General features: G+C 61.5%; 14 protein-coding genes. 1 reads left to right on the top strand and 13 read right to left on the bottom strand.

Translation table 11 applies throughout. The features are described from left to right. Nucleotides 1-126 precede the first annotated feature (126 nt). On the top strand, nt 127-1,980 hold the full coding sequence (gene ilvD / locus SIB38_RS00990; protein WP_294116903.1) for a dihydroxy-acid dehydratase: 1,854 nt from the start codon (nt 127-129) through the stop codon (nt 1,978-1,980). A gap of 138 nt (nt 1,981-2,118) precedes the next feature. On the opposite strand, the gene SIB38_RS00985 is transcribed toward ilvD, so the two are convergent. The 13 genes from SIB38_RS00985 to ureC all read right to left on the bottom strand — a co-directional run bounded on the left by SIB38_RS00985 (nt 2,119) and on the right by ureC (nt 12,801). After that, nucleotides 2,119-3,120, bottom strand: coding sequence for a succinylglutamate desuccinylase/aspartoacylase family protein (locus SIB38_RS00985; RefSeq protein WP_412551160.1), 1,002 nt, complete (start codon nt 3,118-3,120; stop codon nt 2,119-2,121). A 57-nt stretch (nt 3,121-3,177) separates the two neighbouring features. Further along, the gene (locus tag SIB38_RS00980) at nt 3,178-4,362 is read right to left on the bottom strand and encodes a thiolase family protein (protein ID WP_294116900.1); all 1,185 of its coding nucleotides are present in this window, start codon (nt 4,360-4,362) and stop codon (nt 3,178-3,180) included. Further along, nucleotides 4,343-5,848, bottom strand: coding sequence for an AMP-binding protein (locus SIB38_RS00975; RefSeq protein WP_294116899.1), 1,506 nt, complete (start codon nt 5,846-5,848; stop codon nt 4,343-4,345). The genes SIB38_RS00980 and SIB38_RS00975 overlap by 20 nt, the downstream gene beginning before the upstream one ends. Nucleotides 5,849-5,856: 8 nt before the next feature. After that, entirely contained in the window at nt 5,857-6,417 is a 561-nt protein-coding gene (locus tag SIB38_RS00970) for a biotin transporter BioY (protein ID WP_294116898.1), read from the bottom strand. 91 nt (nt 6,418-6,508) lie between these two features. Next, entirely contained in the window at nt 6,509-7,105 is a 597-nt protein-coding gene (locus SIB38_RS00965) for an energy-coupling factor transporter transmembrane component T family protein (RefSeq protein WP_412551159.1), read from the bottom strand. Next, on the bottom strand, nt 7,105-7,779 hold the full coding sequence (locus tag SIB38_RS00960) for an energy-coupling factor ABC transporter ATP-binding protein (protein WP_294116896.1): 675 nt from the start codon (nt 7,777-7,779) through the stop codon (nt 7,105-7,107). The genes SIB38_RS00965 and SIB38_RS00960 overlap by 1 nt, the downstream gene beginning before the upstream one ends. A gap of 143 nt (nt 7,780-7,922) precedes the next feature. After that, complete coding sequence (ureG, locus tag SIB38_RS00955) at nt 7,923-8,552, bottom strand: urease accessory protein UreG (protein ID WP_294116893.1); 630 nt, start codon at nt 8,550-8,552, stop codon at nt 7,923-7,925. 1 nt (nt 8,553) lies between these two features. Beyond that, nucleotides 8,554-8,964, bottom strand: a complete 411-nt coding sequence (locus tag SIB38_RS00950; RefSeq protein WP_294116892.1) for a DUF3995 domain-containing protein — start codon at nt 8,962-8,964, stop codon at nt 8,554-8,556. Further along, a complete protein-coding gene (locus SIB38_RS00945) occupies nt 8,961-9,605 on the bottom strand; it encodes an urease accessory protein UreF (RefSeq protein ID WP_294116891.1) in 645 nt (214 codons plus the stop codon). The genes SIB38_RS00950 and SIB38_RS00945 overlap by 4 nt, the downstream gene beginning before the upstream one ends. Then, a complete protein-coding gene (gene ureE, locus SIB38_RS00940; protein ID WP_294116888.1) occupies nt 9,595-10,110 on the bottom strand; it encodes an urease accessory protein UreE in 516 nt (171 codons plus the stop codon). Before ureE ends, SIB38_RS00945 begins: the two co-directional genes overlap by 11 nt. A gap of 25 nt (nt 10,111-10,135) precedes the next feature. Further along, nucleotides 10,136-10,357: a DUF1127 domain-containing protein gene (locus tag SIB38_RS00935; protein WP_294116886.1), complete on the bottom strand. Its 222-nt coding sequence runs from the start codon at nt 10,355-10,357 to the stop codon at nt 10,136-10,138. Between the two features lie 130 nt (nt 10,358-10,487). Next, nucleotides 10,488-11,075: a hypothetical protein gene (locus SIB38_RS00930; RefSeq protein WP_412551158.1), complete on the bottom strand. Its 588-nt coding sequence runs from the start codon at nt 11,073-11,075 to the stop codon at nt 10,488-10,490. Nucleotides 11,076-11,088: 13 nt separating this feature from the next. Then, complete coding sequence (gene ureC / locus SIB38_RS00925) at nt 11,089-12,801, bottom strand: urease subunit alpha (protein ID WP_294116881.1); 1,713 nt, start codon at nt 12,799-12,801, stop codon at nt 11,089-11,091. Nucleotides 12,802-12,830: the final 29 nt, after the last annotated feature.

Genomic DNA, 12,830 nt, shown 5'->3' with positions numbered 1-12,830 from the left:
GCGCGCGATTTTGAGTAACATTCTTTCCGGACTCTCTTGCATTCCCCTCTTTTGGATGGCACCCGTTCTGTCCAGACACGCAAGCGGCGCGATGGGGCGCCCAAGCCATCCGCAGGAGTGCATAAGATGCCTGATCTTCGTTCCAAAACCTCGACCTTCGGCCGCCGTATGGCCGCCGCCCGTGCGCTATGGCGTGCGACAGGTATGAAAACCGAGGACTTTGGCAAGCCGATTGTGGCGGTGGTCAACTCCTTCACCGAGTTTGTGCCCGGTCACGTGCACCTCAAAGACATGGGCCAGTTGGTGGCGCGTGAGATTGAGAAAGCCGGTGGTGTGGCCAAAGAGATGAACACCATTGCGGTGGATGATGGCATTGCCATGGGCCACGATGGGATGCTCTATTCGCTGCCGTCGCGCGAAGTGATTGCCGACTCGGTGGAGTATATGGCGAACGCGCATTGTGCGGACGCGTTGGTGTGTATTTCCAACTGTGACAAGATCACACCCGGCATGTTGATGGCGGCGATGCGCCTGAACATTCCGGCGATCTTTGTGTCCGGTGGCCCGATGGAAGCCGGTAAGGTGATCCTGAAGGACGGGGAGCACAAGGCGGACCTGGTGACCGCCATTGTCGGCGCGACCGATGAAGACCGCAGCCAGGAGGAAGTGGACAAGCTGGAACGGTCTGCGTGTCCAACCTGTGGCTCTTGTTCCGGGATGTTCACTGCAAACTCGATGAACTGTCTGGCGGAAGCGCTGGGTCTGGCGCTGCCGGGCAACGGTTCGCTGTTGGCGACACACTCTAAGCGTCGTGGGCTGTTTGAAGAAGCCGGTCACAAGATCATTGAGCTGTGTGAGCGCTGGTACAAAGAGGGTGATGAGACCGCACTGCCGCGTGGCATTGCGACCTTCAAAGCCTTTGAAAACGCGATGGCGCTCGATATTGCCATGGGTGGCTCCACGAACACCGTTCTGCACCTGCTTGCGATTGCCCATGAGGGTGGCGTGAATTTCACCATGGCCGACATGGACCGTCTGAGCCGTGAGATTCCGCACTTGAGCAAAGTGGCGCCTTCAACACCGAAGTACCACATGGAAGATGTGCACCGCGCTGGCGGGATTGCGCGGATCATGGGCGAGCTGGAACGCGAAGGCAAAATCCACCGCGATTGCGCGACCGTGCATGAGCGCACCATGGGTGAATTCATCGACAAGTGGGATGTGCGCCGCGAGAGCGCTGGCAATGAAGCGCGCGATCTGTTCATTGCGGCGCCGGGAGGTGTGCGCACGACGCAGGCCTTTAGCCAGTCACGGATGTATACTGAGCTGGATCTGGATATTGAAGACGGCTGCGTGCGCGACTTCGCGAATGCCTATTCCCAGGAAGGTGGCCTGTGCGTGCTGTTTGGCAACATCGCGGAGCAGGGTTGCATCCTGAAAACCGCCGGTGTGATCAAAGAGATGTATGAGTTCGAGGGCACCGCGAAGGTGTTTGAGAGCATGGAAGACGCGATGCACGGCATTCTGCAGAATGAGGTGAAACCCTATTCTGTGGTGGTGATCCGCTATGAAGGCCCCAAGGGCGGGCCGGGCATGCAGGAGATGCTCTACCCAACCGCTTATCTGAAATCCAAGAAGCTCGACACCACCTGTGCGCTGCTGACCGATGGGCGGTTCTCTGGCGGGACCGCGGGTTTGTCGATTGGCCACGCCTCGCCGGAAGCGGCTGAGAAAGGTGTGATTGGTCTGGTGGAAGATGGCGACAAGATCAAAATCTCCGTGCCAAACCGGACCATTCATCTGGATGTGAGTGACGAAGAGCTTCAGCGCCGGCGTGACAACCACCCGCAGGCGGATAAGAAGTTCTGGAAAGCCGAAGGGCGGCCGCGGGCGGTGTCCAAAGCGCTGAAAGTCTATGCGGCGCATGTGTCCAACGCCTCGCTAGGCGCGGTGCGGATGCTGGACGAAGACGACGAATAAGCCAGTCGCTTGGTATGAGATTAAGACGGGGTCGCAGGGGCGGCCCCGTTTTTGTTTGTGGCGATGTTGGAATGAGGGGCCAGCCCCTCCGGCGCGCTGCGCCTCCTCCCCGAGATATTTGGGGAATGAGAAAGCGAACTAAGACGCGTCTTGTGCGATTTGCACAACGGCGTCGCCGCGTTTGACTTGGGTCAGGTGGCGTTTGGCCAGGACGATGCCTTCGTAAGGCGAGGTCACGGGGATTGGCGCGCGCCAGGGGGTGGCGGGGTCGTGGATCAGGGCGATAGTGTCGCCTTTTGTGACCGGATTGCCGATGTCTTTGAGGAGTTCCAACAGGCCGCTGTCATAGGCAAAGACAGAGCCTTGGGCGTTTAGCGCGCGGGTGCCGCGTGGGGCGCCTGGTTCATAGGCGGGGAGCATTTGGAGTGCGTGCAGGATACGTTGCAGGCCGCGTTCGGTGTCTGCCAAGATGTCGGGTGTGATGGTGCCGCCGCCGCCAAGTTCGGCCATGACGTTGATCACGCCTTTGCGGTTAGCTGCGCCCATGGCGGTGCGTGCGGTGGAGGATTTGCCGCCGCCGCCGGTGAAGACCCATGCGTAAGGCAGGTCAAATGCGTCCGAGAGCAGGTTGAGACCGGCTTCTTCTTCGGGAGTGTGGGCGGGGCCGCGCAAGAGGGTGGCGGGGTAGTGCAGCGAGGTGCCGCCGGAGTGCAGGTCGACGGTGTAGTCACACATGGGCAGCAAGACCTCTTCGACGTAGTGCGCGATCATTTGGGTGGGTGTGCCTGCTGGGTCACCTGGGAAGGACCGGTTGAGGTTGCCGTTGTCGATGGGGGAGGTGCGGGTGCCGGCCTCGGCGGCGGGGGCGTTGGCCGTGGGGAGCAGGATCAGGCGACCTTGGATGTCTTTTTCTTCAAGGCTCTGGATCAGTTTTGTGACGGCGATCTGGCCTTCGTATTCGTCGCCGTGGTTGCCTGCGGAAATGAGTAGCGTCGGGCCAGTGCCGTTTTGGATCACGCAGATCGGGATCGGGAGCCAGCCGTAGGCGGAGGAGGTCACCGAATGCGGCACACGCAGGAAGCCGGTGTGTTTGCCGTCTTGGTCAAAAGGGACTTCGGAGGTGATGAGGGAATTGGCCATAAGATGTCCTTTGTGTTGGGAGGACTATGGCAATGAGCCGTTGTGGGCTCAAGCCGTTCAGAGGGTTATGGGGGAGAAGGCTGCGGTGAGGCCTTGGCCGCCGCCGATGCCGATCATGGCCATGGCGAGGGCGTTTTCAGTGGCGTTTTGGCGGATGAGTTGGCTGAAGAGGCGGGTGACGAGGATGGTGCCGGAAGCGCCGAAAGGGTGGCCGAGGGCGATGGCACCGCCTTGCTGGTTGGGTAGGCTTTCGTCGATGGCCAGAGCGTGGAGGCTGGCGAGGACTTGGGATGCAAAAGCTTCGTTGAATTCGAGGTGCGTGAGATCGTTGAGCGATAGGCTTGGGTTTTGGCGTAGGAGCTTTTGCGTGCTGGCGACGGGGCCAATGCCGAGGACATTGGGGTCCACACCCGCGGAGGCGCCGCCGAGGTAGGCGAGGGCTTTGGCGTGGCCGAGGGCGCGGGCGTTTTGGGCTGTCGTGACAAGTACGGTGGCGGCGCCGTCGTTGAGAGGGCAGGCGTTGCCGACGGTGACGGTGCCATCTGTGCTAAAGGCCGGACGTAGGCGGGCGAGACGCTCGGCTGTCATCGTGTCGCGGATGCACTCGTCGGTGGCGTGGCCAGCGATAGGGACAATTTCGGCGTCAAAGGCACCTGCGTCTTGGGCTTGCGCGGCGCGCTGTTGGGAGCGCAAGGCGAAGGCGTCTTGGCGCTCTCGGGAGATGTTGAACTGGTGGGCAACCGTGTCAGCGGCGGCGCCCATTTCCGGGTCGCCGATGGCTTCGGGAGAGAAGCGGGCGCGGGTGTAGCTGTGTTCCGGCAGAGTGCCGCTCGCGGGTAGGGCGCGTAGGGGCGCGCGGGATTGGCTTTCGACCCCGCCTGCGAGGTAGGTGGTGCCCGCGCCGGCCATGATCAGGTGGCAGGCCATCATCACCGCTTCCAGGCCGGAGCCACATTGGCGGTCGACGGTGACGCCTGGGATGGATGTGGGGAAGCCTGCGTGCAGGGCGGAGAGGCGGGCGATGTTGCCACCGGGGCCTGCGGCGTTGCCGAGGATGACGTCGTCGATTTGGTCTGGCGTGACGTTGGCATCCGCGAGCGTGGCCATCATGACGGGGGCGGCGAGGTCTTCGACATCAAGGCTGGCAAACATGCCGCCAGCGCGGCCAATGGCGCTGCGGCGGGCGGCGATGACCACCGGCTGGCGATCGTCAGGCAGCAGGTCAGCCAGTGGCGGGGACAAGGCGCGGGTCCTTTTTGTGTAGCCACGACAGGAGGCGACCGCGGTCGGGTTTGCCGGAGGTGGTCAAGGGCCAGTCGCTAAGCCGGTAGAAGTGCCTGGGCAGTTTGTAGCGCGGCAGGCGGATGGCGAGTTGGGATTTGATTTCGTCTAGCGGCGTGTCGCCGTTGAGGATGGCGACCAGTTCCTGCCCGCGCGATTGATGGGCGACGCCCAAAACAGCCGCCCCGTTGATGCCGGGGATTTCGGCCAGCGCGGTTTCGATTTCTTGCGGGTAGACGTTGTGACCTGCGGTGATGACCATGCCGCCCTCGCGCCCCAGGAGGCTGAGGCTGCCGTCGTAGTTCAGCTTGCCAACGTCGCCGACCGTGGCCCAGGGGCCTTCGCGGCGGAAACCGGAGTTGCGGCCGCCCCAGAGGTAGCCGTCGATGGCCAGGTCGCCGCGGACAAAGATGGTTCCGGGCTCGCCTTGGGCGACTTCTTGTCCATTCTGGCGCAAGGAGAGCTCCACATGCGGGAAGGGACGCCCCACTGAGTAGGCTGGTGCCGAAGAGCTTTCGCGGCCGTGGGTGTTGAGGCTGACAAATCCAAGTTCGCTGGCGCCGTAGTACTCGTGGATGCGGGCGCGTGGGAAGAAGGTGCGGGCTTTCTCGAGCAAGGCGGGATCGAGTTTGGCTCCGGCGGTGGTGATTTCGACAATCTGATCTAGCGGTTTATCGCGACAGAGCGCGCCAAGCAGGCTGGGCACGGCGACGATGCGGCGGGTGTGGGCCATGGCGCGGTGGGCCTCGGCGAGGTCAAATTTTGGCAAGGCGTGAAAGGTGGCGCCAAGCTCAAGGGTTTCCGCGAGCGCATAGAGTGTGATGCCGTGGGACAGTGGGCCGGGCACAAAGGTGTGGCTCTGCTCGGTCAAGGCAAAGGCAAGGCGGCTGGCGTCAAGCGAGGCGCGCCAGCTGTGACGGGCGCGTGCGAAGGCTTTGGGCTCAGATGTGGTGCCGGAGGTGAAACCGACCATAAAAATCGCGCGCGGATCGGTGAAAGGGATGTCTTCGGGCGCGGCAAGGAAGGTCTCAAATGCGTCGGTGTCCACACAGATGGCCGGGATGCCGAGACGTTTGGCGGCATCGATCAGGCCGGTTTGGCTTGAGAGGCAGAACAGCGCGTCAGGCGGCAGTTTTGCGAGCACACGTTGGTGCAGCGCGTCAGGCCAATGTGGGTCCAGCAGGGTCACGGCGTGCGGCGTGGCAAGCGCCGCTGCGAGCAGTGTGGGCGCTTGCGCGTGATTGCCGATAGAGAGGGCAAAATTGCGGGCGCCGTCTGGTAGCGGCAGGTCAGGGCGGGGTTGCAGGGGCAGCTTGCTGAGCGCAGCGTGAAGTTGTTTGAGCCGGTCATACAGTGCGCCGTAGGTAAGGCGCGTGTCTGAAATAGCAACCGCCAGCGCGTCTGAGCGCTGGCGTGCGTGGTGATCTAATGCGTGTCGTAAAGGCAACCGCGTCCTCAGAGGTTTGGGTAGGCGCGGCGCAGACCGCGGGCGATGATCGTCGCCAGTACCACCTTTACCAGATCGCCGGGGATGTAGGCCACCATGATGGTGAGGGATTTGGTGAGGCCCAGTTTGCCGATGAAGGCCATCCACGGGATACCTGCAGCATACATGACGACGATGCCACCAAAAGCCACATAAAGGCCGGTTTTGATGGCGTTGGCAGCGGTGTCTTTTTCCATCAGATAGCCGATGATGTAGGCACACAGAGGCCAGACCAGTAGGAAGCCGCCGGAGGTGCCCATCAGCACGCCAAAGCCGCCGCGTCCACCGGAAAGAAGCGGTAGGCCAACCGCCACCAGACCGATGAACAACAGCAGAGCAAGGCCGCCGCGTTTTGAGCCGAGAACGGCGCCAGCCAGCATCACACCCAGAGACTGAGCGGAAATTGGAGGTAGGGCCGCGCCAGCAAAGTGGATTGGTGGCATCAGGCCCAGTGCTGCTGTCAGAGCAGCGAAGAGAGCGATGTAGACGATGTCTTTGGTGGCGAGGCCACGGGATGCTGTGGTGTCCATGGGGTCCGTCCCTTTTGGTCTTGTTCGTTTGACGGACGGATAGGGAAGGCGTTCTGGTATGCTCAAGCGCTGGGCGCGATGTTAGCGCAACTCAGGAACGATATCCTCGGGAATCGATGGCGTCAGAAATATCGTCCGCCATCTTGATGGCGCGGATCGCCATGGGCATGGCGACGGCAATCACGGAGCGTTCGAGACCGCGCGTTTTTTTGGCTTCACGGACCTCTCGGGTGATTTGGGCCAGCACTGGGATGAAACGCAGGGCGAGTGATATGGCGAGGCTGACCTTTTCCGGGTTTACGCCCAGCGGTTTGAGGTGACGCAGGCCGCGCGTCATGGTGTCGATCATGTCGCTACTGCGGGTGGTCAAGGTCACAAGGCTTGCCAGCAGGATCAGCGCTGTGAGGCGCAGGACAACGTAAGCGGCCAGTTCGAGGCCGGAGAAATACCATTGCACCGCGAAGAACAGCACAAAGATGATCAGCAGGGGGCGGATCTGCGCAAAGGCCTGTTTTAGGGTGAGCTGTGCAATGGGGTAGAGGGCCAGGATACCAAGGGTTGCAGCGACAGTGATTGGTAGGCTTTCATTGAGAAAGAGTAGGGTGGCGCCGATCAGCATGGCCAGCATTTTGGCCGCCGGCGGCAGGCGGTGCAGCAGCGAGGTTCCGGGAGAGTAGAGGTCCAGCATCAGGCCATGAGCCTTTCATAGGCAGGGATGACCTCTTTAGGCGCGCCGTCGGCAAAGATCTGACCTTCATCGATCACGATCACGCGGTCATAATCGGCGATCAGGTCGAGGTCATGGGTGACGGTGATGACCATCTGATCCAACGCGGCAACGGCGCGGGCGATGCGGCGTTTGTTGCGTAGATCCAGCAACGTGGTGGGTTCGTCCATCACCAGAATGTCGGGGGTCATCACAAGCACACCGGAGATGGCAAGCAGCTGTTTTTGGCCGCCAGAGAGCAGATGCGCGGGATGTTCGCGCAGGTCGCTCATATTGTAACGCGCGAGGATTTCATCGGTTTTGGTGGCAATGTCGGCTTTGGAGAATTCGAGGTTTTTCATGCCAAAGGCGAGGTCTTCTTCGACCACAGGCATGACAATTTGATTGTCTGGGTTCTGGAAGACAAACCCAACTTTGCGACGCACGTCGCGGCCTTTTTTGCGGGTGTTGAGGCCATCGACCAGGACGTCGCCGGAGGTGGGCAGTGCGAGGCCGTTGAGTAGGCGAGCGAAGGTGGACTTGCCGGAGCCGTTGGCGCCGATGATGGCGATGCGACGTTCCGCTAGGGACAGGGAGATGTCGTGCAGGACGGTGCGCTCACCGAAAGACACGCTGACGTTTTGAAGGTCGATCATACTGAGTCTCGACGGTTGCTGTTGCCGCGCTCTTTAACCTGCGCTGGGTACAGGGTGAAGCGGATGGTGCCTCCGGCCGGGAAATTTAGGGTTAGAAGAAGGCTGGGGCAGGATTTTGTGGAACAGTTTCCCAACCATGGGCCTTAGTTGGACATCAGGGCAGGCACGCCGCCGATTTCGCCGATGAGCGGCAGGAGTGCGTCGAGCCCTTTGCCGTGGCGCAGGGAGGTGAAAACGAAAGGCCGCGTACCGCGCATTTTGTTGGCGTCACGTTCCATAACCTCAAGCGACGCGCCGACGTAGGGCGCAAGGTCTGTTTTGTTTATGATCAGGATGTCGGAGCGCGTGATGGCTGGCCCGCCTTTGCGCGGGATTTCTTCGCCTGCCGCGGTGTCGATCACATAGATGGTGAGGTCCGCAAGTTCGGGCGAGAAGGTGGCTGACAGGTTGTCGCCGCCGCTCTCGATCAGGACGATGTCGAGGTCGGGGATTTCGCGGGTCAACTCGTCGATGGCGGCGAGGTTGATGGAGGCGTCTTCGCGGATGGCGGTGTGCGGGCAGCCGCCGGTTTCCACACCTTTGATGCGTTCCAGGGGCAGGACCTGTTGGCGCATGAGTTCTTCGGCGTCTTCGCGGGTGTAGATGTCGTTGGTGACCACGGCGATAGAGAGTTTGTCGCGCAGGGCACGGCAGAGGTTGGCGGTGAGCGTGGTTTTGCCCGCGCCGACGGGGCCGCCGATGCCGATGCGAAGGGGGCCGTTTGGAGAGGTCATGTCAGGCTCCTGAAAGAGTGAAAAGGAGGAAGCTTGCGCCCAATAGAAGGCAAAGCGGGCCGTAGCAACGTTGATCCAGCGTGGCGAAGGGCTCTTCGGGGACCAGTTTGCGCCAGGCGGGCAGGTAGGCGGCGATGCCGCGCAGCAAGAAGACGGCGGCGATGGCCAGCAAGAACAGGCTGCGCAGTGGGAAGGTTGTCAGATGGGGTAAGGCGGCGGCAAAGCTCAGGGCCACGAACACCACCGCGCAGGGAATGGGGCCGGGCATTTTGGTGATGCCGGGCGCGCCAACGGTGGCGCGGGCCAATGCCGCCTCGTCGCGGATCGGCACCCAGGCGCCGATGGCCCAGAGCAGGTGCAGGACAGCGGGGACAAACAGCAGAGCGGAAATCAGGACGGCGAGCCAGGTCATGAGCGAAAGAGCCTCGAATATTGCGTTTCGTGGCGCATGGAAGCGATGTCAGAGGCAAAAGTCGACGCGGCAATGTCATCCAGTGACAATGTGACCGCGTGGTCCGCCACGTCTTGGCAGAGCGGTGTCACGGCGGTGAGGGTGGCCTGAGATTCGGTTTGGCCCAAGGGCACGAGGCGGGTGGCGGCGGAAGTCAGGTTGGCGGCAAAGGCGTGCAGGAACAGGCGCGCGGTGTCGCGTAAAGGCAGGTTTTGTAACTGTGCGGCACGGCCAACGGCCACCGGATAGGTCAAAGTGCTGAGGTCCAAATCGTGGATGGCGGCAGCGGTGCGTGCAAAGGCGGCGCCCTGTTGGTCGGTTTCAAGCAGGCGTTCGGCAGAGGGCGCAAGGGCGCGGGCGAGTGAGTCGATCTCGGCCAGTTCTTCGACGGTGTCGGCGTTGTAGGCATGTGCCAGCAAGATCACATCGTTTTGGCCCGCGCCGTGTTGGAGCGTGTGGGTCAGCCACGCGGAAAAGCTGTCGGCATCATGCACCGTGCCAGCGTCCACGAGCGCTTCAAGTCCATGGCTGTAGGTGAACGCGCCCACCGGGAAGGCGGGCGAGAGCCATTGGGCCAACGTCAGGATCGGATCAGTGGTCATGGTCGTGGCTGTGACTATGGCCGTGGTCCATCGTGTGATCGTGGGCGTGTGGGTGGCTGTGGTCGTGGCTGTGGGTGCGGCCATGGCCGTAAGCCCCGCCTTCGGGCGTAAAGGGCTCGGTCACTTCGGTGACGGTTGCTCCCAGAAGTTCCAGCATTTCTTTGATCACGTGGTCGCGCTGAATGAGCAGGCGGGTGTCTTCGATCTGACAAGGGGTATGCCGGTTGCCGATGTGCCAGGCGATGCGTGGCAAATGCGTCGCGGTGACCTGCAAAAGCGGTTCCGGCGCGGCAATCACGGTGATTTCGCCACCATCGGTCAGGCGCAAAACGCCGCCGTGATCCAAAGATGTGGTTTTGGGCAGATCTACGAGAATCCGGGTGCCATCCTCAAGCCGCAACGTTTTGCGGCGCAGGAAGCGGTCTTCGTAGGTCAGGGCCACACGCCCCTGTTCCGGGGCGTGGCCGTGCGTGTGGTAGTCATGTGCTGTGGGAAGGGCGCTCATGATGGGCGCCCCCCAAATGCACAGATTACAGGTGCATGTGGTCGCGGAAGACGTGCTGCACGATTTCGTCGCGCTTGATGCCTTTGGCTTCCAGTTGTTCGTCGGACATCGCGTTCAGACGATCGACGTATTGCACGCGGCTGTTGCTTTCCATGATCGCGATCAGGCCGTTGCCGATGACGCGGAATGGAGCTGCCAGGATGTGACCCAGCGAGTGGTGTGCGGTGTGTGTAGCTGTCAGTGCCATTTTGAACCTCAGTTTCGTATAAACCTATGGTCCTCCCTTGGCTCTTAATATGGGTCAAAACGGTTGCCATGTGCAGTCGGTCTTTCGTCATAGCCGTCTTGCATCTGATGCAAGGCGAGTCAGAGTTTATTTATTTTTCAACGGCTTCAATGCGGATGTAGGTGTAGCGCTCGGCCTTTTCGTTCTTGGCGCGGGTTTCCACCAAATAGGCAAAGCCAAGTTCCGGCAGGTAGTGCAGGGTTTCCTCATAGCCGTCATCGTCGTGATAGATGCCAATGACCGGCATCATCTCATATGAGCAGCCGCCAATGGTGACCTGCGTGCTGGGGCCAAAGATATGGCTTTCGCGGGTCGTCAGCGTGCCTTCGGAATCCAACGTGATCACTTCGGTGTCCCAGCGTCCGTCTGCAACCGGGACCGGCGCGTCGGCCGGTTTGAGCGGGTAGGCGTGGGTGCTGCGGCTGCCGGAGACCACGTCGCCATCTTCGGTGTCAAATTGCTCCACCACATAGAGGCCTTTGAGCAGCAGGAAGCGTGTGCCGTAGTCCTGGCCGTCGTCCCATGCGCCACGGATGAAGTGGGCACCGTCGCGGGTGTAGGTCTCGGTGATGCCGTCCAGATCGGTGAGGCGCACGCCCGTGTCCATGTCCGATGCGGTGGGGCATTGGGCAAAGACAGGTGTGGCAAGGCAAGTGAAGGCAAAGAGGGCTGCGCGCATTTGGGGGCTCCGGTCAGAACATAAAGTACCGCTGTGCCATCGGCAGCACCTCGGCAGGCTGACAAGTTAGGAGCTCGCCATCGGCGCGCACTTCGTAAGTCTCTGGATGGACTTCAATTTCAGGTGTCGCCGCGTTGAGTTTCAGGTCTGACTTGCCAACGTTGCGGGTATTTTGGACCGCGAGCGTTTGTTTTGCCAAGCCCAAGCTGTTGCCGATGCCCTCGGCTTGCGCGGCCTCAGACACAAAGACCACGGCGGCGTTTTCCACGGCGCGGCCATAGGCGCCAAACATGGGACGGGAATAGACCGGCTGAGGCGTTGGGATCGACGCATTGGGGTCGCCCATTTGCGCGCAGACGATGGAACCGCCGATCAGCACCATTTCCGGCTTCACGCCAAAGAAGGCCGGGGACCACAAAACGAGGTCGGCGCGTTTGCCTTCCTCAATCGAGCCGATTTGGTGGCTGATGCCATGGGCGATGGCCGGGTTGATGGTGTATTTGGCGATGTAGCGGCGGACGCGGAAGTTGTCGTTTTCGCCGGTTTCTTCGGGCAGGCGACCGCGTTGTTTCTTCATCTTGTCGGCCGTCTGCCAGGTACGGATCAGCACTTCGCCGACGCGTCCCATGGCTTGGCTGTCGGACGCGATGATCGAGAAGGCGCCCATGTCGTGCAGGATATCTTCGGCCGCAATCGTCTCGCGGCGGATGCGGCTTTCGGCAAAGGCGACGTCTTCGGGAATGGCTTTGTCGAGGTGGTGACAGACCATGAGCATGTCGAGGTGCTCATCCACCGTGTTCACAGTGAAAGGACGAGTCGGGTTGGTGGAGGAGGGCAGCACGTGCTCTTCGCCACAGATTTTGATGATGTCCGGCGCGTGACCGCCGCCTGCGCCTTCGGTGTGGAAGGCATGAATAGTCCGGCCTTTCATTGCGGCGACGGTGTTTTCCACGAAGCCCGACTCATTGAGGGTGTCGGTGTGGATCATCACTTGCACGTCCATATCGTCTGCCACCGACAGGCAACAATCGATAGCGGCAGGTGTGGTGCCCCAGTCTTCGTGTAGCTTGAGCGCGCAAGCGCCGCCTTTGATCTGCTCTTCAAGCGCAGCAGGCAGCGATGCGTTGCCCTTGCCCGCGAAGGCGAGGTTCATCGGGAAGGCGTCTGCAGATTGCAGCATGCGGCCAATGTGCCACGGGCCCGGGGTGCAGGTTGTGGCGAGCGTGCCATGGGCGGGGCCGGTGCCGCCGCCGAGCATCGTGGTCAGGCCGGAGTGCAGCGCGTCTTCGATCTGTTGCGGGCAGATGTAGTGGATGTGGCTGTCAAAGCCACCGGCAGTGAGGATTTTACCTTCGCCGGCAATGGCCTCGGTGCCGGGGCCGACGATGATGTCCACATTCGGCTGCGTGTCGGGGTTGCCTGCTTTGCCGATCTTGTGGATGCGCCCGTCTTTGAGGCCAACGTCGGCTTTGTAGATGCCGGTGTGATCGACGATCAGCGCGTTGGTGATAACCGTGTCGACCGCTCCTTCGGCGCGGGTGGTTTGCGCCTGTCCCATGCCGTCGCGGATCACCTTGCCACCGCCAAACTTGACCTCTTCGCCGTATGGCCCGGTCAGGTCGCGCTCAACCTCGATCACCAGATCGGTGTCCGCGAGGCGGAGTTTGTCCCCAACGGTGGGGCCAAACATGGCGGCGTAGTCAGAGCGGGAGATTTTGGCGGGCATCGAAGGTCTCTTTGATTGGATTGAGGCGG

Origin of the sequence: Shimia sp. MIT910701, from assembly GCF_047126315.1 — a bacterium.
In the GTDB taxonomy this organism is placed as follows: domain Bacteria; phylum Pseudomonadota; class Alphaproteobacteria; order Rhodobacterales; family Rhodobacteraceae; genus Shimia.
Note: the sequence above shows the minus strand (reverse complement) of the source record. Positions and strands in the feature narration are given on the sequence as shown.